Origin of the sequence: Aliihoeflea aestuarii, assembly GCF_024105665.1 — a bacterium.
Classification (GTDB): domain Bacteria; phylum Pseudomonadota; class Alphaproteobacteria; order Rhizobiales; family Rhizobiaceae; genus Aliihoeflea; species Aliihoeflea aestuarii.
On sequence record NZ_JAAAMK010000001.1, the window covers coordinates 341,323 to 366,533 of the forward strand.

Sequence of the window (25,211 nt, forward strand, 5' to 3'; positions counted from 1 at the left end):
AGCACAGGTATAAGATGACGGCTGCGGGCCATTCCTTCATCGACATCGCCGTTCTCAACGGCGTGCGCGAGCGTTTCGCGCGCGGTGACGCCGTCGTGCTTCTCAACCCTGAGCTCGACAAGGTTATCTGGGCGAACGGGCCGGGAGCCGCCCTGTTCGGTCATGGCGACATCGAAAGCGCGATGGACAGCGATGCCGGGCTTGCGGTGCAGGCAAGGCGTCAGATCGCGTCCCTGTCGGGCTTTCCGCGTATAGGCACCGACCGCGCGATTTCGCTGCGGCTGAGCCAGGGCGCGACGAGTCGCATGGTGACGCTGGAAGCGGCTCAATTGCGCCTGCCGCGCGGTGAACTTGCAATCATGCTGTGCCAGCCGGCAAACCGCGCCGGTGGACAATCCGCAAGCATGGCAGCGGCGATCAGCGGATTCTCCGATGCCGGCTATGCGGCGGCACTTGTCGGCCCGGACGGCGCATCGATTGCGGCCAGTGTCGGCTTTGAGACGCTTGGGCTGACCCAAACCGCGCTCGGGCGACTGGTCGAAAGCGTCGCGCGCAAACGCGACCGCCTCGTAAAAACCCTCGTCAACGTGGACGGCGGGGTCCTGCCCGTCGGTTTCGCGCGCTTGACCGACGAGCCGGCCATGCACCTGCTTCTCACCACGCAGGCACTTCAACCGGTCGAAGAGGAAAGCGATATCGAGGACGAACCGGTTCCGGCAGCAATGGCGACCGAACGGCCGCCTGAACCTTCGCAGGCAGTTTTCGCGCAGGACGTGCCGTCTGAAACGCCGGTTTCCGGCGATGCCGAAACCTCCGACGACACGCCTTCCGCGCAGGTCGAGAGCACCTCACCGGCGTCTTTTTCCGAACGCGAAAGCACGACGCCCCGTATGCGCGACCTGTCGGCGCAGCCGATCCGCTTCGTATGGCGGAGCGATGCGAACGGACGTTTCAGCGAACTCTCCCCGGAATTCGTCGAGGCCGTCGGGCCGAACGCGGCCGACATCATCGGCCGCAGCTTTCGCGATGTCGCAACCGTCTTCGGCTTCGACCTCGATGAGGAGATTTCCGCTCTTCTGGATCGCCGCGACACCTGGTCGGGTCGCACCGTGCTCTGGCCGGTGGAAAATCACACGCTGAAAGTCCCGGTCGATCTCGCCGCGCTTCCCGTCTACGACCGCGACCGGACCTTCGAAGGCTTTCGCGGATTCGGCGTCGTGCGGATGGCCGACGCCGTCGAAGATGCGGATGCGCTCGGCCTTGCCTTGGCCGGCCCTCCCATTGCCGACCGACCGTCACAGCCGGAAAACCGCGAGACAGTGGACGCGGACGACAACATCGTCCGCCTCGACGACAAGCGGCCGACAAGTTCGACGAAGTCATTGTCGCCGGGAGACCGCGAAACGTTTCGAGAGATCGGAACGAAGCTGAAGAGCCAGGTAGGTCCGTCCGAACCCGACGCATCCGAAGACGAGGCGACATCGGAGCGGCAGGCGCAGGAACGCGCCCGTTTTGCCGAAAACGATCCGGATGATGACACGCTCGAAATCGAAAGCGACGCAGACATGGCGGGCGGCGCGACGATCGTCCATCTGGCTGATGCGCGGCTGGACGACCGGGAGAGCGAAGCTGCGTTGATCGCGCAGGAGGCCGAAGACGACGACAATGCGCACCCTGCCGCGGCGACCTTGCATTTCCTGCCGTCCGCCTTCGCGACGAAATCCACCGAGACGCCGGGTATCGAAGACCAGTTGATCGGTCATCTGCCCGTCGCCACGTTGATCCATTCGGGCGAGCGGCTGCATTTCGCCAATCCCGCCTTTTTCGACCTGACCGGGTTTGTCTCGCTCGCCGCCTTCGCCGAAGCCGGCGGCCTCGACGCCCTTTTTGGAACGGAGACGGAAACGTCGGACGGCGTTCTCGCGCTGAGGCGCGCCGATGGCATGGACGTGCCGGTCAAGGCGCATTTGCACGCCGTTCCCTGGCATGGCGGCAAGGCGCTGATGCTGACTCTGTTTGCGCAGGAGCAGGCGGGGACGGTTTCAGCGGAAGACGACCAGAACGAAGAATTGCGCGCGCATCTGGCGCAATTCCAGACGATCATCGATACGGCGACCGATGGCGTGGTACTGATCGACAACGATTTTGCCGTCCGCTCCATCTCGCAGCCTGCCGAAGCACTGTTCGGGTTCGACAGTGGGACGGTCGAGGGCCGCGCATTTCGAGAGCTTTTCGCGATCGAAAGCCAGCGCAGCGCGCAGGACTATGTCGAGCGGATCGCCGGGAGCGGCGTCGACGCCATCATGAATGACGGACGCGAGGTGATCGGCCGCGAGGCGGAAGGCGGGTTCATTCCCTTGTTCATGACGATCGGCCGCCTGCCGATGGAGGGTGGATATTGTGCCGTCCTGCGCGATATTACGCAGTGGAAACAAGCGGAGGAAAGCCTCACCCACGCCCGTGCGGAGGCCGAGCGCGCCTCGTCGCAAAAAAGCGAATTCCTTGCCCGGATCAGCCATGAAATCCGAACGCCGCTCAACGCGATCATCGGGTTTTCCGAACTGATCATCAATGAGAGCTTCGGCCCGATCGGCACCGAGCGCTATCGCGACTATCTGCGCGACATCAGCCGCTCCGGCAATCACGTCCTCGACCTCGTCAACGACTTGCTCGACATTTCCAAGATCGAGGCGGGCGAGCAGGAACTGAACTATGAGGCGGTTTCGCTGAACGAGGTTCTGGGCGAGGCGGTGGCGATGATGCAGCCGCAGGCGAACCGCGAGCGCGTCATCATCCGCTCGTCCTTCGCCTCGCGCCTGCCGGACGTCGTCGCCGACCTGCGCTCGATCCGGCAGATCGCGCTCAACCTTCTGTCGAACGCCGTTCGCTATACGCCGGCAGGCGGTCAGGTGATCCTGTCGACCGCGCTGGAGCCCGATGGCGGGATCGCCGTGCGGGTGCGCGACACGGGCATCGGCATGACCGCACCCGAGATCGACCAGGCGCTGAAGCCGTTCAAGCGCGTCAACGCGCTGAAGCGCAGCCACCGCGAGGGAACCGGCCTCGGCCTGCCCTTGACGAAGGCGCTGGTGGAGGCGAACCGCGCGCGGTTTACGATCAGTTCGAAGCCCGATGAGGGCACGCTGGTCGAGATCGACTTTCCGGCGACGCGCGTGCTGGCGGATTGAGACCTATTTCCTGCCTTCGTAGCGCAGGATCAGGCCGACGAAGAAGCTCGAGAAAAGTACGATCAGCAGTGCATAGGGCGCGGCCTCGGCCATCATGCCTTCCGACGTCCGGCTGAAGACGGCCGTGGCGAGCGTACCGTAGCCGGTGGGCGCCAGAAGGAACGTGATCGGCAGTTCCTTCACGATCATGATGAAGACCAGCAGCGCGGCGGCCACCATCGAACGGCGCAACAGGGGAAATGTCGTGCGCATGAAGGATTCGAACGGGCCATGCCCGAGCGAGCGCGATACTTCTTCGAGGCGCGGTCCGATCTGCATCAGCCGGCTGCGCAATGGTCCCATGGCGAGCGCGAGAAACGTCATCACATAGGCGAAGCCGAGGATCGTCAGGCTCTGATAGAGGAACGGCACGGCGCGCAGCGAGAAGAACACCATGGACAGCGCGAAGGCCAGCGGCGGGACGGCGTAGCCCAGATAGGCGAGCCGGTCGATCGAGGTCGACAAAGACGAGGGATAGCGCACGGTGAGATAGACGACAGGCAGCGCCAGAAGCGTTGCAACGGCCGCCGATGGAACGGCGATCGCCGTCGTTCGCATGAAGGCGCCCGCGACCTCCGCGACGTCGACGACGAAACCGCTCTGCGCCATCCAGTAGATAAGGACCAGAAGCGGCAGGCCGATCGACGCGGCGTAGACGACGATCAGGAACAGCCAGGCGAGCGGACGCCACTTGCCAAGCACGACGGGCCGGTGCGCACGCTGCGTGCCCTTGCCGACGCGCGCATAGCGCCGCCCGCGCAAATAGGATTCGGTGAGGATGAAGGAGAGCGTGACCGCCATCAGCATCAGCGACAGCCAGGCCGCGTAGATGCGATCGAACGCACCCGAATATTGCGTGAAGATCGCGTAGCTGAATACCTCGTAGCGCATCAGCGCGATGACGCCGAAATCGCCCAGAACGTAAAGGCCAATGACGAGCCAGCCTGCCAGCAGAGCCGGCACGAGATGCGGCAGAACCACGGTGAAGAAGGTGTTCGCCGGCGAACGGCCGAGGCTGCGCGCGCTTTCCTCAAGGCCCGGGTCGAGACCCAGCAGCGCGGAGCGCAGATTGAGGAACAGATAAGGAAACGTATAGAGCGACAGCGCGATGGCCGAACCGGCCAGCCCCTGCGGGCGTGGCAGACTGATGCCGAAGAACTGGTTGGCGAAGCCGTAATATCCGGACAGGCCGATCAGCGCATAGGCCATCACATAGCCCGGCACCGCCAGCGGCAGGACGCCCATGATCGAATGGAATTTCTTGAAGGAAAGGTCGGTTCGCACGACGAGCCATGCTAGCGGCAGCGCGATCACGGTTACGACGGCGATCACGCATGCTGTCAGGGTCAGCGTATTGACCAGAAGCAGGAAATTGCGGCGGCGGAACACGATTTCAGCGAGAGAAGCCGCATCGGCCTCCATGGCCCGCGCCACCAGATACACCATGGGCAAAAGCATGCCCGCCCCGACCAGAAAAGCCGGAGCGAGCAAGGCAAAAGGTGGCCGCCGCAAACGCGACGGCCAGATGGCAAGCGTTCTTTCTATCAGAGCAGACCCACTTCGCGCAGGAGCTCGAGCGTGCCGTCAAGATCGGAAATCTGGTCGATGTCGATTTCCGGGCTGATTTCGAGAACGGTGTCGAAGTCTTCGAGCGTGACGTTGCCGATCAGGCCCGGAACGACCGGATATTCGTTGCCTTCCAGCGTGATGTATTGCTGCGCCGGAACCGACAGGAGGTAGTCGATGAAGGTGCGCGCGTTTTCCTGGTTGTCGCTGGCGGCGACGATGCCGACGCCTGCAACATTCAGGAGATTGCCGATGTCGCCGGCTTCGAAATGCGTCTGCGCGACCGGGAAATCCTCGTCATTGGCGAGGTAGCGGCCGAGGTAGTAATTGTTGACGAGACCGAAATCGACTTCGCCATTGGCGACGGCTTCGACCTGCGTGCCGTTGTTGCGATAGACCTTGGCCTCATTGGCGATCATGCCTTCGAGCCATTCCTTCGTCGCCTCGTCGCCTTCGGCAACGCGCATCGCGGTCACGAAAGCCTGGAACGAACCGTTGGTCGGGGCCCAGGCCACACGGCCGCGATATTCCTCGTTGACGAGATCCTTGACGGAGGCAGGCAGCGCATCTTCCTCGACGCGCTCGGTCGAATAGAGAAGGACGCGCGAGCGGCCGCTGGTCGGCGCCCATTTGTTGTTCACATTGCGGAACGGAGCGGCGACACCCTCGTTCACCTCGGCCGGAAGGTCGGCAAAGAGCGGAGCGATCGCGCCCAGCGCGCCGCCGTCCTGCGCCCAGAACACGTCGGCGGGCGACTGCTCGCCTTCTTCCTGAAGCAGTGCGGCGAGTTCGGCCGTGCCGGCATAGCGCACGTTCACGTCGATGCCCGACTCGCGCTGGAACTGCGCGATGATCGGAGCGACGAGCGCTTCGCCGCGGCCCGAATAGATGGTCAATTCCTGTGCGGATGCCGCAACCGGCAGCGCGAGGGCAGCCGCAAGGCACCCCACGATCAGCTTCTTCATCGGAAAACTCCCTCTCAAACCCGTCTATCGCATGGCGCACGGTGAAGCGCTGCGGCCGGTCGTCGCCGGCGAGGAAGGGGTATATTACCTGATTGTAATGGTCAAGATTATTGCAGGCTCGACCGCGTCACGCCATCAGAGAACAAAAAGGGCGCCCGCAAGGGGCGCCATCGAATTTGTGTCACACGGGGGACTTGAAGCGGCATGCGCCAATTCCAACGCAGCTTATGTCTCAAGTTAGCGCCATCATGAAATAACACCGTTAACAAGACCTGAATCCTCGATGGAAATTTTTACCAAATATCAGGCTTGATAGAAACGAAGTAAATTTCAGCGTGACGCTTCGTTAACCAGACCAATCGCCGTTCACGACTTCAGCTTCGGCATGTCCCGATAAAGGTCCAGCGCCTCGGGGTTCGCGAGCGCTTCCCTGTTCTTGACCGCCCGACCGTGAACGACGTCGCGGACGGCAAGCTCGGTGATCTTGCCGGATTTGGTGCGCGGAATATCCGCGACGGCAAGAATGCGCGCCGGAACATGGCGCGGGCTGGCGCCTGTTCTGATCTTGGTGCGGATTTTCTTCTCCAGATCCTCGTCCAGCGTCACACCTTCTGCCAGGCGCACGAAGAGAACGACGCGCACGTCGTCTTCCCATATCTGGCCGATGCAGATCGCTTCGACGATTTCGGGAAGCTGTTCCACCTGATTGTAGATTTCCGCCGTGCCGATGCGCACACCGCCCGGATTGAGCGTCGCGTCCGAACGGCCGTGAATGACGATGCCGCCATGCCCGGTCCATTCGGCGAAGTCGCCATGGCACCAGATGTTGTCGAACCGCTCGAAATAGGCGGCGCGGTATTTCGATCCGTCCTCGTCGTTCCAGAACATGATCGGCATGGACGGAAACGGCTTCGTGCAGACGAGTTCGCCCTTCTCGCCTTCGATATGACGGCCGTCATCGTCCCATATGTCGACCGCCATGCCGAGCGCCGGCCCCTGGATTTCGCCGATCCAGACGGGTTTCGTCGGCACCGCGCCGACGAAACAGGCGACGATATCCGTCCCGCCGGACATCGAGGCCAGATGCACGTCTTCCTTGATGCCGTCATAGACGAAGCGGAAACTTTCGGGTGCGAGCGGCGAGCCGGTCGATCCGATGACGCGAACCGACGCCAGATCGTGCGTCTTCTTCGGCTCCAGACCGCTTTTCCTGACGGCATCGATGAACTTGGCCGACGTGCCGAGGAACGTCATCTTCTCTGCGTCTGCATAGTCGAAGAGGACGTTACCGTCCGGGTAGAAGGGTGAGCCGTCGTAAAGCAGAAGCGTCGCGCCGGAAGCGAGGCCGGAAACCAGCCAGTTCCACATCATCCAGCCGCAGGTGGTGAAGTAGAAGACGCGGTCGCCCTCGACGATGCCGCCGTGAAGCTGCTGTTCTTTGACATGCTGGAGCAGCGTGCCGCCAGCCGAATGCACGATGCATTTGGGAATGCCCGTCGTGCCGGATGAAAAGAGGATATAGAGCGGATGGGCGAAGGGCAGACGCTCGAACGTCACCTCGCCCGGCTCGAAAGCGGCAATCGCCGCGTCCATCGCTTCGGCCCGGCCGGACTTCGCGGCGGTATCCGCCGCCTTGCCGAGATAATCGACGATGAAAGCGCGATCGACGCCCGGAAGCTTTTCGAGGACTGCCGAGACCTTTTCGGACACGTCGATCGCCTTGCCGTTGTACCAATAGCCATCGACCGTGATGAACAGCTTCGGCTCGATCTGGCCGAAACGGTCGAGCACGCCCTGCTCGCCGAAGTCCGGAGAACAGGACGACCAGATCGCGCCGAGCGAGGCAGCAGCCAGCATGGCCGCAATCGTCTCAGGCATGTTCGGCATCATCGCCGCGATGCGGTCGCCCGCCACCACACCGCGCGAGCGGAACAACTGCTGAAGCCTCGAGACCAGCCCGTGAAGTTCGTCCCAGGACAAACGCCGCTCGACCTTGTCCTCGCCGCGAAAGACGAGCGCGTCATCCGGTCCCGTGCGCGACAGGAGGTTTTCGGCGAAGTTGATGCGGGCATCGGGAAAAAATTGCGCTCCCGGCATCCGGTCGCCGTCGGCGAGGATGCGCGCGCCCTTCTCACCCTTGATTCCGCAATAGTCCCAGACGAGAGTCCAGAACGCCTCGCGATCTTCAACCGACCAGGCGTGAAGCGCGTCGTAGTCCGACAGATCGCGGCCGGCTATGCGCGCGGCCTGCCGCGCAAAGGCGGTAATCGGCGCCGTCTCGAGGGATTGCGGGCTCGGGCTCCAAAGCGGTGCATTGTTGGTCATTCGTTCCTCCAGAAGGGCCGAAGCTCTTGAAGCACGGCGCGCACGGCGCTGACAAGCCGTCAGAAAGAGGTTGGCAACCGCCATCGGCAGGCCACAAATGCTTGAAATGCCGGGGGCATCGATTAAACCGGATCGATAGGAAGGTCGGCGCGGCGAGCCTGCTCGACCAGTCGGCGAGGATGGATGCAGGGACGCGTCGTCAAAAGAGCGATCATCGGGTTCGCGGTCCTGATCGCCGTCGGGGCGGCGCTGGTTCTCGCCCTCCCCTGGATCGCCTCCACGCAGATCGTGCGCGACCGGATCGCGTATGAATTGTCGGCATGGAGCGGCTACCGGGTCCAACTCGGCCAGGCGCCGCGCATCGATGTCTGGCCGACCTTTTCCGCGCATCTGTCGAATGTCGCGCTCTATGAATGGGGCAGCAACGACAGCCGGCCCGTGCTCGAGGCCGAGCGCGTCGATATCGACATGTCCGCCTTCGCGGCCATTCGCGGCGATGTCGTCTTCTCCCGGCTTGCGCTCGAACATCCGCTTTTGCGTCTGACGCAGCCCACGCCGCTTTTCGATTTGCCGCCGCTACCCGGCGGCGGGCGAATGAGCCGCGCGATCGCGGCGGCGGGCGAGGCGCTGGCGCTGGACGGTTCCAATCCCGATCTTGGCCGTTTGCCCGGCGATCCCTTCGGGCAGGTGACCTTCAACGACGGACGCATCGCCGTCGTGAACGACGGCAATGACGAGATCATCCTGTCCGGTCTGACGGGACAGATCGGCTGGCCGGCACTCGACCGGCCCGCAACCCTTGTCACAAGCGGCATCTGGCGCAGCGAAGCGATCAGGGTCGAGGCATCGAGCGCGCAGCCGCTGCTTCTTCTTGCCGGAGGCACCTCGCCCGTGCGCGTCCTGCTCGATGCAGCGCCGGCGAAAGTCAATTTCGAAGGCACCGCGAATCTTTCGACAGAATCCTACGTCGACGGCGAAGCGAGCTTCGAGACACCATCCTTGCGCCGCGCCCTCGAATGGTCGCGCACCGAGATTGCGGCGGGCCAGACCATCGGGGCCGCGAAACTTTCGGGGCGGGTCACGGGCAGCGTGCACGGGTTGCGCATCGAGAACGCCTCGCTCGATCTGGCGGGCAGCCTCGGAACGGGCGTTCTGGAACTTTCGAGAAATGGCGCGACGCCGTCCATCGGCGGCTCGATCGCCTTCGAACAGCTCAATCTCGGCACGTTCCTCGCTCCGTTTACGCCGCAAATGGGTCAGGCAGGGGTGGCTGCGGACCTGATCGACCCGCAAACGACCGGGCAGCTCAATCTTGACCTGCGGCTGTCGGCAAACCGTGCGATGCTGGGCGACTTTCCTTTGAACGGCGTCGCGGCCACAGCGCAGTTGCAGGACGGTTCGGCCGCGTTCGACATCTCCGATTCCTCCGCCTTCGGCGGAACGATACAAGCGGGCATCCGCATCAACTCCGCCGAAGAGGAAAATGCCGTCGAACTGCGCTTCCTCGCGAGCGAGGTGGATGTCGGCGCGATGGCCTTGCAAACAGGCGCAAAACGCTTCGTCCCGCAAACGCGCGGCAACATGTCGGCGATCCTGCGCGGCAAGGGGAATGACTGGAATTCCGTCATTTCCAGTTCCGAAGGCACCCTCACCGCCAATTTCGGTGCCGGGGACATCGTCGGCATCGACCCCGGCGCGTTCCTGCGCAGGACGGCGGAAGGCGAATTCTTCCCATTGTCGGCCGTGGCCGAGGGTGCTTTGCCGATCCGCGCACTTCAGTTCGCCGCGACCGTCGGGCGCGGACTTGCCCGCGTGGATACAGCCACCGTCCAGCTTGATGGCAGTCGCCTGACGCTCAACGGGATCGTGCCGCTTGCCGGGCGCGCGCTGGCGCTGTCGGGCGAAATCGTCTCGGTCGACGGCCAGGGCCAGGTGACCGGCGATCCGAACGCGTTTTTTGTCGGCGGCGGCTGGGACGAGCCGTTCGTGTCTCCGGTCGTGGGAGCCGATCCGGCAGAGCCGGAACCGGCGGAGGCCGATCCCATAACTCTCGAACAGGCGATCGAAGATCAACCCTGAGTGGCAGCCTGTTCGTCGCGCCGCCGCTGGACATCGCGCCTTTTGTTGATCAGCGAGGCGATGATCACGCCTGTTGCGACGACGGCGATCAGGAGCGTCGAGACGGCGTTGATCTCGGGCGTCACGCCCAACCGGACCTGACTGTAGATCCGCATCGGCAACGTCGTCGCGCCCGGCCCGGACGTGAAGCTCGCGATCACCAGATCGTCGAGCGACAGCGTGAAGGCGAGCATCCAGCCCGCCACGATGGCCGGCAGGATCACGGGCAGGGTCACGGCGAAGAAGGTTCGCACCGGCGTTGCGCCAAGGTCCATCGCGGCTTCCTCGAGCGAGCGGTCGAAGGCGAGCAGACGCGATTGCACCACGACAGCGACGAAGCACATCGAAAAGGTGATGTGCGCGAGCGTGATGGTCATGAAGCCGCGGTCGAGGCCGATGGCGACGAACAGCAGCAACAGCGACAGGCCGGTGATGACCTCGGGCATGACGAGCGGCGCGAAAACCATGCCGGTGAACAGGATGCGACCGCGAAACCGCGTGTAGCGCGTCAGCGCCAGCGCGGCCATGGTCCCCAGGACCGTCGCGATCGTCGCCGAGGCGAAGGCGACGCGCAGAGTCACCCATGCGGCGTCCAGCAATTGCTGGTTGCTCAAAAGCGAGACGTACCAGCGCGTCGAAAACCCGCCCCAGACGGTCACGAGCCGCGAGGCGTTGAAGGAATAGATCACCAGGATCAGGATCGGGATGTAGAGAAAGGCGAACCCGAAGACCAATGAGACGATGTTGAAGCGCGACAGCCGTTCCATCAGCGCCCCCTTTCCTGCGCGCGGGCCTGCGCCTGCTGGAAGAACATGATGGGCACGACGAGAACCAGCAGGAGAACGATCGCCACCGCCGAGGCCACCGGCCAGTCGCGGTTGGCGAAGAACTCGTTCCAGAGCGTTCTGCCGATCATCAGCGTTTGCGAGCCGCCGAGAAGATCGGGGATGACGAATTCACCGACGGCCGGAATGAAGACGAGCATGCATCCGGCGATGATGCCCGGCACCGAGAGCGGCACGGTGATCTTCCAGAACGCGCCGGCGGCCGTGCAGCCGAGATCCTGCGCCGCCTCGATCAGCGAGAAATCCATCTTTTCTAGCGTCGCATAGAGCGGCAGCACCATGAATGGCAGGTAGGAATAGACGATGCCGATATAGATCGCCGTGTCGGTGCCCATGATGACCAGCGGGCGGTCGATGACGCCGAGGAAGAACAGGAACTGGTTGAGCAGCCCTTCGGGACGCAGGATACCGATCCACGCATAGACGCGGATCAGGAAGCTCGTCCAGAACGGAAGGATGACCAGCATCAGGAGCACCGCGCGCAGCGAGGACGGCGCGCGCGCCATGGCATAGGCCATCGGATAGCCGATCAGGAGCGTCAGCGCGGTCGAAATGGCGGCCAGACGAACGCTGTTCAGATAGGCGTTGACGTAGAGCGGGTCGTCCCACAGCCACAGATAATTCTCATGGGTGAAGTCGCGCAGCCCCTCGACGAGCGCCGCCCAGCCCTCCGCCAGATCGAAGACGGGCGTATAGGGCGGCATAGCCGTGACCGTCGTCGACAGCGAAATCTTGAAGACGATCAGGAACGGGACGAGGAAGAAGACCAGCAGCCACAGATAGGGCGCGATGATCGTCAATCGGGCCGCGATGGCTGAGACGAGGCGGTTCATGGGTGTGGCTCGCCGGAAAAAGCGTGATCCGTCGCACCCCCCTCTGGCCTGCCGGCCATTTCCCCCGCGAGGGGGGAGATCAGTCCCGTCGTCGGCCCGCTCGGTCGGCTGCGATGCTGGCGCAAAAGATAACGTGCATGATCTCCCCCCTCGCGGGGAAGATGGCCGGCAGGCCAGAGGAGGACAACGTAGAGCGCTGACGTCAAAGGATCATCTCCCCTACCGCGTCAGGACCACGCCGGCATCGGCCGGAAAGGCAAGCCAGGCGCGGTCGTTCCAGGTCAGCGGATCGGCGGTGGTGCGGTGGGCATTGAGTTGGCTGGAGCGCACGATCTGACCGTTGGCCAGCTTGACGTTATAGACCGTCATGTCGCCCAGATAACCGATGTCCCAGACCTCGCCCTCGACGGCGTTCACCGCCGTTTCGGGACGCTGGGATGAAATGCGGATCTTTTCCGGCCGCACGGCATACCACACGGTTTCGCCTGCCGGCGGCGCTGCACTTTCCTCGGCCTGAATGTCGAACCCGCTTGCCGTAGCGATCTTCACGCGGCCCGCATCCTGGCCGGCGACCTTGCCTTCGAACAAATTCACCGAACCCACGAAATCGGCGACGAACCGCGAGGACGGCGCCTCGTAGATTTCAGCAGGCGTCGCCACCTGCATCACCTCGCCCTTGTCCATGATGGCGATGCGGTCGGCCATGGTCATCGCTTCTTCCTGATCGTGCGTGACGACCATGAAGGTCAGACCCAGATCCTGCTGCAAATCCATCAGTTCGAACTGCGTTTCCTCGCGCAACTTCTTGTCGAGCGCGCCGAGCGGCTCGTCCAGAAGCAGCACCTTCGGCCGCTTGGCGACCGAGCGGGCGAGCGCGACGCGCTGGCGCTGGCCGCCGGAAAGCTGGTGCGGCTTGCGTTTGGCGAACTGCTCCAGCTTAACCAGCTTGAGCATGTCGGCCACACGTTTTTCGATCTCCGCTTTCGGCATGCCGTCCTGTTTCAGGCCGAAGGCGATGTTCTTTTCCACGTTCATGTGCGGGAAAAGCGCATAGGACTGGAACATCATGTTCACCGGCCGGCGATAGGGCGGAATGCCGGCGAGGTCCTGCCCGTCGAGCAGGATGCGGCCCGATGTCGGCTCCTCGAAGCCGGCCAGCATGCGCAAAAGCGTGGACTTGCCGCAGCCTGACGCCCCCAGAAGCGCGAAGAATTCGCGTTCGTAAATGGTGAGAGAGAGATTGTCGACCGCAGTGAAATCCCCGAACGTCTTGGTCACGTTTTCGAAGGTGATGAAGGGCTTCGCCTCGGCGTTCGTCCACGGTGCAAAGGTTCGCCGAATGCTGCCGAGCGATTTCATGCCGGTCCCCAAACTCGATGAAAGAAAAAGGCCCGGTCTTTCCTGGTTGGACATCGGACCAGCCGAAAACCGGCTTCCACTTTTCGGTCCGATGTCCGCCGGGTCATTTTCAATTACTGGCCGGTGACGACACGCGTCCAGTTGCGCGTCAGGACGCGCTGCGCGCGCTGGTCCTTCGGCGTGACGGTGAAGAGGTTGGCGAGCGTTTCCTCATCCGGATAGATCGCGGTGTCCTCGACGATTTCCGCCTCGATGAACTCCTGCGAGGCCAGATTTCCGTTCGGATAATAGACGTAGTTCGTCGCGCGTGCCGCGACTTCCGGGTCCATGATGAAATTCAGGAATTCGTGCGCCTCCTCGACGTTCTGCGCGTCGGCCGGGATCGCCATCTGGTCGAACCACATCTGCGTGCCTTCCTCGGGGATGGCGTAGGCGACCTCGACGCCGTTGCCGGCCTCTTCGGCACGATCGGCAGCCTGGAACACGTCGCCCGACCAGCCGATCGCAAGGCAGATGTCACCATTGGCGAGCGCGTTGATGTATTCGGACGAATGGAAACGACGGATCGACGGGCGCACCGACATGATGAGATCGGTCGCGGCGGTCATCTCGTCCTGATCATCGCTGTTCGGATCATGCCCGAGATAGTTCAGCGCGACCGGCATCACGTCCGTCGGCGAATCGAGAAAGTAGACGCCGCAGGAGGCGAGCTTCTGCATGTTTTCCGGATCGAACACGACGTCCCAGCTCGTGATCTCGTCGACGCCGAGCGCCTCCTGGATCATCGCGACGTTGTAACCGATGCCGACCGTACCCCACATGTAATTGACCGAAAAGGTGTTGTCGGGGTCGTAGGTGGCGACGCGGCTCGAGACCATGTCCCACATGTTCTCCAGATTTGGCAGCTTCGACTTGTCGAGCGGCTGGTAGACGCCCGCCTCGATCTGCCGCGCCATGAAGGGGCTCGCAGTCGGCACGACGACGTCATAGCCGGACGAACCCGCCAGAAGGCGCGTTTCGAGGATTTCGTTGGAATCATACACGTCGTAGACGACGCGGATGCCGGTCTGCTCGGTAAAGTCTTCCAGAATGGAGGCGTCGATATAGTCCGACCAGTTGAAGACGTTGACCACGCGATCCTGGGCGCTGAGCGGGGCCGCCGTCAGGATCAATGCCGACGACAGTGCAGCGCCTGCGAGCACGAGTTTCTTCATTATGTTCTCCTCTGTCGGATATTCGTAGAACCGCGTTTCGCGCGGGCCTTGTTGACGCCAAACCTATTTTCGTTTTTGCAGCGCGGCAAGCCGAAAGCACTTACAGATAGGTGGTGCGCTCCAGCGGTGTGATCTCAGCCCAGAAGGCGATGATCTCGGCCCGTTTCAGATCGCGGTAGACCTTGGCGAGAAGCGGCCCGAGAGCACGGTCCGCAAAGGCGCTCTTTTCCATCAGAAGAAGCGCATCGTCCATGTCGTCGGGGAGCATCAGCGCATCCTCGTCGTCATAGGCATTGCCCTCGACCGGCGGCGGCGGCACGGCGTTGGCTTCCACGCCCTCGACCATGCCCTGAATGATCGCGGACAGGACCAGATAGGGGTTGGCGTCGGCACCCGCGATACGGTGCTCGACGCGACGATTCTCTTCGTTCGATACCGGGATCCGCAGCGCGACGGAGCGATTGTTGTACGCCCACACCGCGCGCGTCGGCGCATAGGAGCCGGGCGTGATGCGGCGAAAGCCGTTCCAGGTGTTGATGAAGAGAAGCAGTGATTCCGGCATCGTCTTCAAAAGCCCGGCAACGGCGGATTCCAGCCGCTTTTGACCGCCCTCGCCGCCGAAGATGTTGCAGCCCTCGCCATCCAGCATGGACGCGTGGACATGCATGCCATTGCCTGCATATTCAAGGAAGGGCTTGGCCATGAATGTCGCCGTCAGCCCGTGCGCCCGTGCGCAGCCGAGCACGATGCGGCGCAGCATGATCACGTCGTCGGCGGCTTTGAGAGGATCGGCGCGATGTTTGAGATTGACCTCGAACTGGCCGGGCGCCGCTTCCTTGATGATCGTGTCGATCGGCAGGCCTTGAGCGTCGGCCGCATCGCGGATCATGTCGAAAAGGTCGGCATGTTCTGCCAGATCGTCGAGGCCGTACATGCGCAGGCGATCGGGTCCAGCCGTCGCACCGACAGGCCCCGGCATGCCGTCATCCCAATCGGTGTTGGGATCGAGTAGGTAGAATTCGAGTTCGAAGGCAACGACAGGGAAAAAGCCCTTCGCGTTCACTTCCGCGATCTTCTTCTTCAGCACCTGACGCGGGTCGGCCATAAAGGGCTCGCCTTCGGGCGTAAAGGTCTGCAGCAGCACCTGCGCCGTCTTGCGCTTGGCCCATGGCACGATGGAGAGCGTTTCGCGCGTCGCGCGGCAATAGCCGTCCTTGTCGCCCGTTTCGATGTGCAGTCCGGTCGCCTCGACCTCACGGCCCCAGACATCCAGACCGTGCAGGGACATGGGGAAATTGATGCCTTCCTCAAAGGCCTTCTTCAAGGCATCGCCCGGCGCCCATTTGCCGCGCATGACGCCATTGGGGTCCACGAGCAGGAATTCGACGGCCTCGATGTCGGGATGTTCTTCGATGAAGGCGCGATATTCGCGCTCGTGATCGGGAGAAACAAAGTCCGATCCGGCCGCTTTCGGCTGGGGCGGGGGTGCCGCCAGAACTTCCATGTTGGGTTCGTTGTTGTTCTGGAGAACGCCCGTTGCCGTGGGATGCAAGATAGACCTGTATGATTGTTGCGGATTGTTACAGGGTGCCCCTGTGCCAGCCCCGAGTCAATCAGTTCGGCTGCGGCATTCCCGTCACGCCGGGCTTTGCCGGGCGGCGCTGGCGGCGAAATTCGAGCGCGATATGGACAAGCAGCGCCGCAAAGACGATCGCGCCGCCTACGATCGTTCTGGTCGACGGAATCTCGGCATGGACGAGCCAGACCCAGACCGGGCCGAGCAGCGTTTCGAACGTGCCCAGCAATGCCGCGAAGGCCGCCGGGATCAGCCGCGCGCCGCTGGCGAAGCAGGCAAGTCCAAGGCCGAGATTGATCGCGCCGAAGGCGAATAGAAATCCCATGTCGGATGTGGAAACGGCAAAGCTGCCCGCCTGCGTGAAGGCGAAGGACGCAGCGATCAACGTGCCGAGGCAGGCCGCAGGGGTCATGCGCACATGCGAGAAGCGTCGTGTGATCAGCGTCGCACAGGCGAAGACGAGCGCGATCAGGACCGCAAGGCCATCACCTATCGGAGACACTTGTCCCGTCAGCGATTCCGAAACCATCACGCCGACGCCGAAGATGACGGCCGCGATCGCTGCCCATGTCGCCGGCGCGACGCGTTCGCGGAACAGAATCCAGGACATCAGCGCCGCGATGAGCGGCACGCCCGCCTGCATCAAAAGCACGTTCGCGACCGTCGTGTAGGAGAGCGCGACGACGAATGACGTCGACGCGGTGGCGAAGCAAAGGCCAACTGCGACGCCCGGCAATCCCATGCGCAGGAAGAGGTTCTTCGTGCCGTTGACGCCGTCGCGCCAGACCATGAATCCGATAAGGAACGCGGCGGCCCAGACGGAGCGCCAGAATATGATCGTCCACGAATCCGGCGTCTCGATAAAGCGCGCGATCGCCCCGCCGAAACTCCAGAACAGCGCCGAGAGGAAGACCAGCGCAAGACCGACCCGCTCCTCGCGCTGTGGCACGGCGGGCATTGCAGCGACATGCACCGTCTCGGACATTTCGAAGATTCCAGCGAGCGCCATGTATGCGTGCGGATTTTCTAGGCCCGAACGACAGCCATGGCGTGATCCACGAGGTTCGGCTAATTGGCTCACCGATGCTTCTCAATTCGCGACCTTTCCTGTTCGGTTTGCTGATGGTGCCGTCGCTCGCGATGCTCGCCCCGCTGGCATTGAGTGCGCCGTTGCGCGTGCCGATCCGCCCGACCGGCGAGGCGGCGGCCGTGCTGCTCATCCTCGCGCTGGCAATCACGCCGCTGCATGTGCTGTTCGGCCCTTCGCGCTGGACGCTCTGGCTCACCCGCCAGCGCCGCGCCATCGGGCTTGCCGCCTTTAGCTATTCGGCGATCCACACGGTCGTTTTCTCCGCCTCGATCGGCAGTCTGGCCGACATCATCGCCGGCATGGCGTGGGCTTCGATGTGGACCGGCTGGCTGGCCTTTGCATCTCTGGCCGCCCTCGCGCTCATTTCAAACGATGCCTCGATGCGCCGGCTCGGGCGAAGCTGGAAGCGGGTTCAACGCCTCGCCTATCCGGCCGCCGTTTTGACACTGGCGCACTGGCTGCTCGTGACGCGCGACTGGACGGAGGCTCTATTGTGGTTCGCGCCGCTCGCCCTCTTGCAAATCGCGCGCGCTGTCGTGACCTTGCGACGCGACAAAAGGAGAGCCTGATGAAAGCTGGCTGGTACGAGAAGAACGGCGAGGCGCGGGACGTGCTCGTGGTCGGCGAGATGGAAACGCCGAAGGCAGGGCCGGGCGAGGTTCTGGTGCGGCTGAGGACGTCCGGGGTCAATCCATCGGATGTCAAAAGCCGCAAGGCCCGCCCCTTGATCGCGCCGCGCATCGTGCCGCATTCGGACGGCGCTGGCGTCATCGAGGCCGTAGGTGAAGGCGTTGCTACCGCACGGATCGGCGAGCGCGTCTTCATCTGGAACGGGCAATGGAAGCGGGCCTTCGGCACCGCGGCCGAGTTCATCGCCGTGCCCAACGGGCAGGCCGTGCGCTTGGCCGAAGCGGTCGATTTCGACGCAGGTGCCTGCCTTGGCATTCCGGCGCTCACCGCGCTTCATGCCGTGAAGCTCCATGGCGACATTGCCGGCAAGACATTGCTTGTCACCGGCGCGGCAGCCTCGGTCGGGCATTATGCCGTCCAGATCGCGAAGCTCGCCGGCGCGCGCGTCATCGGCACGGCGTCGGATTCGCGTCGCGATCATGCGCTCGATGCAGGCTGCGACGAGGTGATCGATTACCGCGCGGAAGACGTCGTCGCACGCGTCAAGGACCTGACGGGCGGCAAAGGTGCCGACGGCATCATCGACATGGATTTGTCCTCGACCGCCGCGCTCCTGCCCGGCGGGGTCCTCGTGCCACATGGCAAGCTCGTCTGCTACGGCTCGAACGTCGCCGCGGACGTGCCGGTGTCCTTTCCTGCCCTCTTGTGGGGCAGCCTGACCTTGCAGGTCTTCGTCGTCTACGAACTGACCACCAACGAACGCGCGGTGCGGCTGAAGGAACTGGGCGAACTGCTCGACGCCGGCAAGCTCAGACACGCCATCGGCGCGACTTTTCCGATTGATGAAATCGCTGCTGCGCACGAGGCGGTCGAACAAGGACAGATCATCGGGAATGTGGTTCTGCGTGTGGATTGAGATGCATCACGCTACACGATGCTCGATTTCGGATAACTCAGCATCGTCAACCAGGGCGAGGTCGTAGTTGGCCTGGAGGTTCATCCAGAATTGCGGCGTGTACCGAAATACTTTGCCAATCGAGCGGCCGTATCTGCTGTAATTGTACGTGCTTCTCGAACGAGCTTTTCGATGCGGTCACGAGGCACATGCAAGGCTTTCGCCAGAGCACCAGCCGAAAGTTCATACTCGACCAGAAAGTCCTCACGAAGAATTTCGCCGGGATGGACTGGACGTGGCTTCAGTTCAGGCATCTGACACCTCAATGATAATCGACAATTTCAACGTCATATGCATTCCCGTCGCGCCAGATGAAGCAAAGACGCCATTGGCCGCTAGTCCGCACGGAATGCTGCCCGGCACGATCCCCCTTCAACGCTTCCAGATTGTTCGACGGTGGTACGCTCATGTCCGGCAGCATTGAGGCGGCATCCAGTTGGGCCAGTTTGCGCTGCGCTCGTGCGATCAAATCGGACGGAAAGCCCTTGACCGACTTGCCCGCCCGGATCGCTGGAATACGCTTGTCGCACATCGATCCGATCATCTGATTTGTATCCTGATGAGATACATTTTGTAACCACCTCCTACTGAAAATCGAACGCGCTCAGCCCAGTCACCATCTCGTCGAGGCCGAGCGGGCGGGTGACGGGGGGTTCGGCGCGGGCGAGGCAGCCGATGCGCTCGCACAGCCGGCAGGCCGGTCCGATGGCGATCGCCCCGAGGGTCTGTTTGCCGCCCGGTTGCACCGGCAGCGCGCCCGCATAGACGAGATCGTCCTTGAAGCCGATGTCGCACCCTATGAGGATCGCAGTGCGGCGTGGTCGTTCGGTGAATGAGCCTTGCGGGCCTTCCAGCGTGCGGCTGATGGTCAGGAATTCCGCGCCGTCCGGCATTTCCACCGCTTCGACGAAAATCTGTCCCGGCTGGCCGAAGGCGGCATGGACGGCGAGCTTGGGGCATGCACCGCCGAAACGCGCCTGAGGAAACCCTTGCGCACCCGCACGCCGGAAGCGATTGCCGGCCTGATCGAGTTCCAGCATGAAAAACGGCACACCGGGGAGTGTCATGCGGCCGAGCATCGTCAACCGGTTCGCCGCCTGCTCGAAAGAGACGCCGAAGCGCGAGCGCAGAATATCGATGTCGTAGCGTGCGCGTACCGCAGCCGCATGGAACGCCTGATAGGGCATCATCAGTGCGTGGGCGGCGTAGCGCGCGAGCTCGAACCGGGCAAGACGCCGCGCCTCGTCGCTCGACAGTTTCAACGCCTGCACCTCGGCCGCGATGGCAACGCTCATGCGCACGAGGCAGGCTTCCATCGCCACCTCGCGCAACTGGTCGAAGGGCGACAGGCGCTCCGAGATGAAAAGCCGCTGCGAATGGCGATCATAGCGGCGGCGCCAGTTCGGCATGGTCGCGACCGGCAGCACCTTGACGACGATGCCGTGTTCGCGCCGCAGCCACTCCTTCAAGGCCGGCATCAATTCGTCGCCGCCGAGCAGTTTGTTGAAGGCTTCGGCCTCCTCCTCGATCTTCGCAAAATGGTTGGCACGGCGCTCCAGCACCTCACGCACCTCGTCGATCGGCAGACGCGCGGACGAGATAGTTGCCCGGCCTTCCCGGTTCAAAAGATCGGACAGGTCGGTCAGGCGCTCGGCCTGCTCGCGATAGGCGCGGTAAAGCTTGGCGATTGCGGCCGCCGCGTTGGGCGCGCCTTCTGCCAGTTCGATCAGTTCCTGATCACCCGGCAGTTCGCCGGACAGCAAAGGGTCGGCAAAAATTTCCTTGAGCGCGGTTACGGTTCCGGTCCCTTCCCCCTGCAACTCGTCCGGCTCGATCTTGAAAACGCTGGCAAGCTTCAAGATCAACTGGACTGTTAGCGGGCGCTGGTTGCGCTCGATCAGGTTGAGGTAGGACGGCGAAATGCCCAGCGCCTCGGCCATCGCCATCTGGGTCAGGCCCTTGCCGTTGCGAATGCGCCGGATGCGCGGTCCGGCGAATATCTTCTGGTCCGCCATTTTACAATGCCTTTACAGACCTGCCGATTGACAATTTTTACAAATTTACACGCAGCGCATGTCAAAGACAATACAGCATGACCCTTTTGAAACAGAGCTTTTGCGCATTTTCCTCGTTGAATTTCGCAGTGCAATGTAAATCCGAATTGACCACCTGCAATGAATGTCAGGCATCGGATTTATCGCGTGGAGAGCATTATGACTGATTTTTACAACCTCGTCCCATCTGCACCGGAAGGTCGCTACGAAGGCATCGAGCGTCCCTACACGACCGAGGACGTGAAGCGGCTGCGCGGCTCGGTCCAGATTCGTCATACACTCGCCGAGAACGGCGCGAACAGGCTGTGGAAGCTCATCCACGAGGAAGATTTCGTCAACGCGCTCGGCGCGCTTTCGGGCAATCAGGCCATGCAGATGGTCCGCGCGGGACTGAAGGCGATCTATCTGTCCGGCTGGCAGGTCGCGGCCGACGCCAACACCGCATCGGCCATGTATCCCGACCAGTCGCTTTATCCGGCCAACGCCGCTCCCGAGCTTGCCAAGCGTATCAACAAGACGTTGCAGCGCGCCGACCAGATCGAGACCTCGGAAGGCAACGGCCTTTCGGTCGACACCTGGTTCGCGCCGATCGTCGCCGATGCGGAAGCCGGTTTCGGCGGGCCGCTCAACGCATTCGAGATCATGAAGGCGTTCATCGAGGCGGGCGTCGCGGGTGTCCATTTCGAGGACCAACTGGCATCTGAAAAGAAGTGCGGGCATCTGGGCGGCAAGGTCCTGATCCCCACCGCCGCGCATATCCGCAACCTCAACGCGGCGCGCCTCGCCGCGGACGTGATGGGCGTGCCGACGCTGATCGTCGCGCGCACCGACGCCGAGGCCGCCAAGCTTTTGACTTCTGACATCGACGAGCGCGACGCGCCCTTCGTCGATCAGGACAAGGGTCGCACGGTCGAGGGTTTCTACAACGTCAAGAACGGCATCGAACCGTGCATCGCGCGCGCCATCGCCTATGCGCCGCATTGCGACCTGATCTGGATGGAGACCGGTAAGCCGGACCTGGAGCAGGCACGCAAATTCGCCGAGGCCGTCCAGAAGGAACATCCGGGCAAGATGCTCGCCTACAATTGCTCGCCATCGTTCAACTGGAAGAAGAATCTCGACGACGCAACGATCGCCAAGTTCCAGCGCGAACTCGGCGCCATGGGCTACAAGTTCCAGTTCATCACACTCGCCGGCTTCCACCAGCTCAATTACGGCATGTTCGAACTGGCGCGCGGCTACAAGGACCGCCAGATGGCGGCCTATTCCGAGCTTCAGGAAGCCGAGTTCGCCGCCGAGGCAAACGGTTATACGGCGACCAAGCATCAGCGCGAAGTCGGCACCAGCTATTTCGACGCCGTTTCGATGGCCATCACCGGCGGCAAGTCGTCCACGACCGCCATGCACGAATCCACTGAACACGAGCAATTCCGCCCGGCGGCGGAATAATCCCGTCCGCAGCATCAGCAGGAGTAACGGACATGACACCCAACACACGCGTCAAGGAACGGGCCGAGGAACAATCCTCGTCCATGAGCGGCGACCAGCAGGCAGCAATCCGCATGCTCGCCAACGACCTTCATCGCCTCAACCAGTCGGTCATGAAGGCCGTGGAAGCGGGTGTGTCGGTCGAACTCGTGCGCTCGGCCCGCCACCATGGCGGCGAAGGCAACTGGGGCGACCTGCTCATTCCGGTGATCGTGACGAAGAGCGCCTGAGCGCTGGCGAAATCAGCTTCATACGACAAGGGGCGGCGCAGCAATGCGCTGCCCCTTTTTTATCCTGCCCACGACAATGTGGGCACATCGACCAGACTCGATAAAGCTGGAGCGGAAAGTCAGTTTTTATTGAGTCTTTTGCCGTTATCTGCCGTCCTCACGACGGGAGAACTTGTATGTCTAAACTGCGCGGGCTTTACCCTTCTATTGAACCGTATCAAACGGGTTATCTCGATGTAGGAGACGGTCACACAGTCTCCTACGAGCGTGTGGGTACGCCCGGAGGAAAGCCAGCCGTTTTCCTTCATGGAGGGCCGGGCGGCGGCATCTCTCCTTCGCAGCGCCGACTTTTCGATCCTGCCAGGTACGATGTTCTTCTTTTCGACCAACGCGGCTGCGGCCAATCTCGCCCGCATGCCAGCATCGAGGCAAATACGACCTGGCATTTGGTGGCCGACATCGAGCGTCTTCGAGAGCATATCGGCGTTGAGAAGTGGATGGTCTTCGGTGGCTCATGGGGCTCCGCGCTCTCCTTGGCCTACGCCCAAACGCATCCCTCCCGCGTGAGCGAACTAATCCTTCGGGGCGTCTATACGCTCACAAAAGCGGAAATCGACTGGTATTATCAGTTCGGCGTCTCAGAGATGTTCCCCGACAAATGGGCACTGTTCCAAGCACCTATCCCTGAGAATGAGCGCGATGACATGGTGGCCGCCTATCATCGTCGCTTGACTGGCGACGACCCGATCGCCCGGCTCGAGGCAGCAAAAGCATGGACCATCTGGGAAGGAGAGACGATCACCCTGCTTCCTGACCCGGAGTTTTCCAAGCCTTTCCGGGACGGACACTACGCCTTGGCTTTCGCCCGGCTCGAGAACCACTATTTCACAAACCGGGCATGGCTGGAGGAAGGACAACTTCTTAAGAATGCGAACCTCTTGCGTGGCATTCCCGGCACGATCGTTCATGGGCGGTACGACATGCCATGCCCTGCCCGCTATGCATTTGCGCTCCATCAACAATGGCCCGATGCCGAGTTCCATCTCATCGAGGGTGCGGGACACGCCTGGACCGAGCCGGGTATTCTCGATCAGCTTATACGCGCCACAGATCGCTACGCTTCGTGATCGGTACGTTTGCTTTTGGCAAGTCGATGCATAGCCGTTTCGTTTCCCAAGGGTTCAGGGCAAACTGGCGGCTGCTCGTGCCTCCTCCTCTTTCCTTTGATCCCGCCCCGCGGCTATAGTCGCGCATATCCAATATTCAGTGGTGATTGATGCCTGCTTCCAAGCCCCAAGACCGCGCGCCGGCGAAGGCCACGCGCACTCGCGTTCCGCAATTCGTCAAGAATGTTCGGGGGGTCAAGAACTGGAAGGAAGCGGGCGGCTGGCTCGACTGGCGCGGCATCGAGGACATCGAGTGCATCACGCCCGATCAGGCGGGCGTCGCGCGCGGCAAGATGATGCCGTCGAAGAAATTCACGTCGAATACGTCGCTCGCCCTGCCCTCCGCCGTTTTCATGACGACGATTTCCGGCTCTTATCCCGATGACGGCAACGGCTTCACGTATCCCGAAGACGACGGCGATCTGAAGCTCCTGCCGGATCTTTCGACGCTTTCGGTCGTGCCGTGGGAAAGCGATCCGACCGCACAGGTGATCTGCGATCTCGTTCATCAGGACGGGCGCATGGTCGAGTTCACGCCGCGCAACGTGTTGCGCAACGTGGTCGAGGCTTATGCGCGCCATGGGCTCAAGCCCGTGGTCGCGCCCGAGATCGAATTCTACCTCGTGCGCAAGAATCCGGACCCGGATTATCCGCTGGTGCCGCCGATCGGCCGCTCCGGCCGCGCGATCGCAGGCGGACAGGGTTATTCGATCGCCGGCGTCAACGAATTCGACGAGCTGATCGATGACATCTACCATTTCTCCGAGGTTCAGGGGCTGGAGATCGACACGCTGATCCACGAGGAAGGCGCGGGACAACTCGAAATCAATCTTCGCCATGGCGACCCTATCGAGCTTGCCGACCAGGTGTTCCTGTTCAAACGCACCATCCGCGAAGCGGCCATGAAGCACGACACTTACGCGACCTTCATGGCCAAGCCGATTCAGGGACAGCCCGGCTCGGCCATGCACATCCACCAGTCGATCATCGACGCCAAGACCGGCAAGAACGTCTTCACCGCCGCCGACGGCTCGGAGACTGACACGTTCGCCCACTTCATCGGCGGTTTGCAACGGCACATTCCGAACGCACTGGTGATGCTTGCGCCCTACGTGAACTCCTATCGCCGCCTGACGCAGGCATCCGCTGCCCCGGTGAATACGATGTGGGGCTACGACAACCGCACGACCGCCTTCCGCGTGCCGCGTTCCGATCCGGCCGGACGGCGCGTGGAAAACCGCATTCCGTCCTCGGATGCCAACCCCTATCTGGCGCTCGCCGCCTCGCTCGCCTGCGGCCTCATCGGCATATTGCGCGAGACGCGCTGCGACGCGCCGACCGGTTCCAGCGTTAACGAGGACGAGATCGAATTGCCGCGCGGCCTTCTGGAAGCCGTAGAGCTTTTCGAGGGCGACGACGACCTCACCGGCATCCTCGGCCAGCAATTCGTCTCCACCTATGCGGCAATCAAGAAGGCGGAGTTCGAGACCTTCATGGAAGTGATCAGCCCGTGGGAGCGGGAGTATCTGTTGTTGAATGTGTAGGGAAAAGGGAAGAGGGAGTAGGGAAA

Annotated in this window: 20 protein-coding genes; 8 read left to right on the forward strand and 12 right to left on the reverse strand. The window is 62.4% G+C overall.

Going from position 1 to position 25,211, the window contains the following annotated elements:
* Window positions 1–14: 14 nt before the first annotated feature.
* Window positions 15–3,188, forward strand: coding sequence for an ATP-binding protein (locus tag GTW25_RS01665; RefSeq protein ID WP_252910245.1), 3,174 nt, complete (start codon window positions 15–17; stop codon window positions 3,186–3,188).
* Window positions 3,189–3,191: 3 nt separating this feature from the next.
* On the opposite strand, the gene GTW25_RS01670 is transcribed toward GTW25_RS01665, so the two are convergent.
* From GTW25_RS01670 to GTW25_RS01680, 3 genes are all read right to left on the reverse strand, one after another.
* Window positions 3,192–4,685: an ABC transporter permease gene (locus GTW25_RS01670; protein ID WP_252910246.1), complete on the reverse strand. Its 1,494-nt coding sequence runs from the start codon at window positions 4,683–4,685 to the stop codon at window positions 3,192–3,194.
* Window positions 4,686–4,771: 86 nt separating this feature from the next.
* The gene (locus GTW25_RS01675) at window positions 4,772–5,758 is read right to left on the reverse strand and encodes an iron ABC transporter substrate-binding protein (protein WP_252910247.1); all 987 of its coding nucleotides are present in this window, start codon (window positions 5,756–5,758) and stop codon (window positions 4,772–4,774) included.
* A gap of 366 nt (window positions 5,759–6,124) precedes the next feature.
* The gene (locus tag GTW25_RS01680) at window positions 6,125–8,083 is read right to left on the reverse strand and encodes an acetoacetate--CoA ligase (RefSeq protein ID WP_252910248.1); all 1,959 of its coding nucleotides are present in this window, start codon (window positions 8,081–8,083) and stop codon (window positions 6,125–6,127) included.
* A gap of 183 nt (window positions 8,084–8,266) precedes the next feature.
* On the opposite strand from GTW25_RS01680, the gene GTW25_RS01685 reads away from it, so the two are divergent.
* Window positions 8,267–10,162: an AsmA family protein gene (locus GTW25_RS01685; RefSeq protein ID WP_252910249.1), complete on the forward strand. Its 1,896-nt coding sequence runs from the start codon at window positions 8,267–8,269 to the stop codon at window positions 10,160–10,162.
* Here the strand turns inward: GTW25_RS01685 and GTW25_RS01690 are convergent.
* From GTW25_RS01690 to GTW25_RS01715, 6 genes are all read right to left on the reverse strand, one after another.
* Window positions 10,153–10,968 carry an ABC transporter permease gene (locus GTW25_RS01690; RefSeq protein WP_252910250.1) on the reverse strand — a complete coding sequence of 272 codons (816 nt, stop codon included), beginning with the start codon at window positions 10,966–10,968 and terminating at the stop codon, window positions 10,153–10,155. The genes GTW25_RS01685 and GTW25_RS01690 overlap by 10 nt on opposite strands.
* Window positions 10,968–11,879, reverse strand: a complete 912-nt coding sequence (locus GTW25_RS01695; RefSeq protein ID WP_252910251.1) for an ABC transporter permease subunit — start codon at window positions 11,877–11,879, stop codon at window positions 10,968–10,970. The genes GTW25_RS01690 and GTW25_RS01695 overlap by 1 nt, the downstream gene beginning before the upstream one ends.
* A 219-nt stretch (window positions 11,880–12,098) precedes the next feature.
* On the reverse strand, window positions 12,099–13,238 hold the full coding sequence (locus GTW25_RS01700) for an ABC transporter ATP-binding protein (protein ID WP_252910252.1): 1,140 nt from the start codon (window positions 13,236–13,238) through the stop codon (window positions 12,099–12,101).
* A gap of 113 nt (window positions 13,239–13,351) precedes the next feature.
* Window positions 13,352–14,452: a polyamine ABC transporter substrate-binding protein gene (locus tag GTW25_RS01705; protein WP_252910253.1), complete on the reverse strand. Its 1,101-nt coding sequence runs from the start codon at window positions 14,450–14,452 to the stop codon at window positions 13,352–13,354.
* A gap of 100 nt (window positions 14,453–14,552) precedes the next feature.
* On the reverse strand, window positions 14,553–15,956 hold the full coding sequence (locus GTW25_RS01710) for a glutamine synthetase family protein (RefSeq protein ID WP_372493047.1): 1,404 nt from the start codon (window positions 15,954–15,956) through the stop codon (window positions 14,553–14,555).
* A gap of 109 nt (window positions 15,957–16,065) precedes the next feature.
* Window positions 16,066–17,013 (reverse strand): DMT family transporter, encoded by a 948-nt coding sequence (locus GTW25_RS01715; RefSeq protein WP_252910255.1) that lies wholly within the window; start codon window positions 17,011–17,013, stop codon window positions 16,066–16,068.
* A 26-nt stretch (window positions 17,014–17,039) separates the two neighbouring features.
* Between GTW25_RS01715 and GTW25_RS01720 the strand changes: the two genes are divergently transcribed.
* Entirely contained in the window at window positions 17,040–17,687 is a 648-nt protein-coding gene (locus tag GTW25_RS01720) for a ferric reductase-like transmembrane domain-containing protein (protein WP_252910256.1), read from the forward strand.
* A complete protein-coding gene (locus tag GTW25_RS01725) occupies window positions 17,687–18,664 on the forward strand; it encodes an NADPH:quinone reductase (RefSeq protein WP_252910257.1) in 978 nt (325 codons plus the stop codon). Before GTW25_RS01720 ends, GTW25_RS01725 begins: the two co-directional genes overlap by 1 nt.
* A gap of 80 nt (window positions 18,665–18,744) precedes the next feature.
* On the opposite strand, the gene GTW25_RS01730 is transcribed toward GTW25_RS01725, so the two are convergent.
* The 3 genes from GTW25_RS01730 to GTW25_RS01740 are packed head-to-tail and all read right to left on the reverse strand — an operon-like array spanning window position 18,745 to window position 20,718.
* A complete protein-coding gene (locus GTW25_RS01730) occupies window positions 18,745–18,957 on the reverse strand; it encodes a HigA family addiction module antitoxin (RefSeq protein ID WP_308206218.1) in 213 nt (70 codons plus the stop codon).
* An 8-nt stretch (window positions 18,958–18,965) separates the two neighbouring features.
* Entirely contained in the window at window positions 18,966–19,247 is a 282-nt protein-coding gene (locus tag GTW25_RS01735; protein WP_252910258.1) for a type II toxin-antitoxin system RelE/ParE family toxin, read from the reverse strand.
* 40 nt (window positions 19,248–19,287) lie between these two features.
* Complete coding sequence (locus GTW25_RS01740; RefSeq protein WP_252910259.1) at window positions 19,288–20,718, reverse strand: helix-turn-helix domain-containing protein; 1,431 nt, start codon at window positions 20,716–20,718, stop codon at window positions 19,288–19,290.
* A 198-nt stretch (window positions 20,719–20,916) separates the two neighbouring features.
* Here GTW25_RS01740 and aceA point away from each other — a divergent pair, with 198 nt between their 5' ends.
* The 4 genes from aceA (at window position 20,917) to GTW25_RS01760 (ending at window position 25,185) form a co-directional block, all read left to right on the forward strand.
* Window positions 20,917–22,206, forward strand: coding sequence for an isocitrate lyase (aceA, locus tag GTW25_RS01745; RefSeq protein ID WP_252910260.1), 1,290 nt, complete (start codon window positions 20,917–20,919; stop codon window positions 22,204–22,206).
* A 32-nt stretch (window positions 22,207–22,238) separates the two neighbouring features.
* On the forward strand, window positions 22,239–22,475 hold the full coding sequence (locus tag GTW25_RS01750; protein WP_252910261.1) for an SMc00767 family acetate metabolism repressor: 237 nt from the start codon (window positions 22,239–22,241) through the stop codon (window positions 22,473–22,475).
* 176 nt (window positions 22,476–22,651) lie between these two features.
* Window positions 22,652–23,602 (forward strand): prolyl aminopeptidase, encoded by a 951-nt coding sequence (gene pip, locus GTW25_RS01755; protein ID WP_252910262.1) that lies wholly within the window; start codon window positions 22,652–22,654, stop codon window positions 23,600–23,602.
* Window positions 23,603–23,751: 149 nt separating this feature from the next.
* The gene (locus tag GTW25_RS01760) at window positions 23,752–25,185 is read left to right on the forward strand and encodes a glutamine synthetase family protein (RefSeq protein WP_252910263.1); all 1,434 of its coding nucleotides are present in this window, start codon (window positions 23,752–23,754) and stop codon (window positions 25,183–25,185) included.
* Window positions 25,186–25,211 lie beyond the last annotated feature (26 nt).

Bases quoted from the DNA above. Each gene is read 5' to 3' on its own strand.
- GTW25_RS01720 (WP_252910256.1), top strand. From the start codon at position 17,040: ATGCGTGCGGATTTTCTAGGCCCGAACGACAGCCATGGCGTGATCCAC.
- pip (WP_252910262.1), top strand. From the start codon at position 22,652: ATGTCTAAACTGCGCGGGCTTTACCCTTCTATTGAACCGTATCAAACG.
- GTW25_RS01715 (WP_252910255.1), bottom strand. From the start codon at position 17,013: ATGTCCGAGACGGTGCATGTCGCTGCAATGCCCGCCGTGCCACAGCGC.
- GTW25_RS01740 (WP_252910259.1), bottom strand. From the start codon at position 20,718: ATGGCGGACCAGAAGATATTCGCCGGACCGCGCATCCGGCGCATTCGC.
- GTW25_RS01685 (WP_252910249.1), top strand. From the start codon at position 8,267: ATGCAGGGACGCGTCGTCAAAAGAGCGATCATCGGGTTCGCGGTCCTG.
- aceA (WP_252910260.1), top strand. From the start codon at position 20,917: ATGACTGATTTTTACAACCTCGTCCCATCTGCACCGGAAGGTCGCTAC.
- GTW25_RS01670 (WP_252910246.1), bottom strand. From the start codon at position 4,685: ATGCTTTTGCCCATGGTGTATCTGGTGGCGCGGGCCATGGAGGCCGAT.
- GTW25_RS01695 (WP_252910251.1), bottom strand. From the start codon at position 11,879: ATGAACCGCCTCGTCTCAGCCATCGCGGCCCGATTGACGATCATCGCG.
- GTW25_RS01665 (WP_252910245.1), top strand. From the start codon at position 15: ATGACGGCTGCGGGCCATTCCTTCATCGACATCGCCGTTCTCAACGGC.
- GTW25_RS01675 (WP_252910247.1), bottom strand. From the start codon at position 5,758: ATGAAGAAGCTGATCGTGGGGTGCCTTGCGGCTGCCCTCGCGCTGCCG.
- GTW25_RS01750 (WP_252910261.1), top strand. From the start codon at position 22,239: ATGACACCCAACACACGCGTCAAGGAACGGGCCGAGGAACAATCCTCG.
- GTW25_RS01680 (WP_252910248.1), bottom strand. From the start codon at position 8,083: ATGACCAACAATGCACCGCTTTGGAGCCCGAGCCCGCAATCCCTCGAG.
- GTW25_RS01710 (WP_372493047.1), bottom strand. From the start codon at position 15,956: ATGGAAGTTCTGGCGGCACCCCCGCCCCAGCCGAAAGCGGCCGGATCG.
- GTW25_RS01760 (WP_252910263.1), top strand. From the start codon at position 23,752: ATGCCTGCTTCCAAGCCCCAAGACCGCGCGCCGGCGAAGGCCACGCGC.
- GTW25_RS01690 (WP_252910250.1), bottom strand. From the start codon at position 10,968: ATGGAACGGCTGTCGCGCTTCAACATCGTCTCATTGGTCTTCGGGTTC.
- GTW25_RS01735 (WP_252910258.1), bottom strand. From the start codon at position 19,247: ATGATCGGATCGATGTGCGACAAGCGTATTCCAGCGATCCGGGCGGGC.
- GTW25_RS01730 (WP_308206218.1), bottom strand. From the start codon at position 18,957: ATGCCTGAACTGAAGCCACGTCCAGTCCATCCCGGCGAAATTCTTCGT.
- GTW25_RS01700 (WP_252910252.1), bottom strand. From the start codon at position 13,238: ATGAAATCGCTCGGCAGCATTCGGCGAACCTTTGCACCGTGGACGAAC.
- GTW25_RS01725 (WP_252910257.1), top strand. From the start codon at position 17,687: ATGAAAGCTGGCTGGTACGAGAAGAACGGCGAGGCGCGGGACGTGCTC.
- GTW25_RS01705 (WP_252910253.1), bottom strand. From the start codon at position 14,452: ATGAAGAAACTCGTGCTCGCAGGCGCTGCACTGTCGTCGGCATTGATC.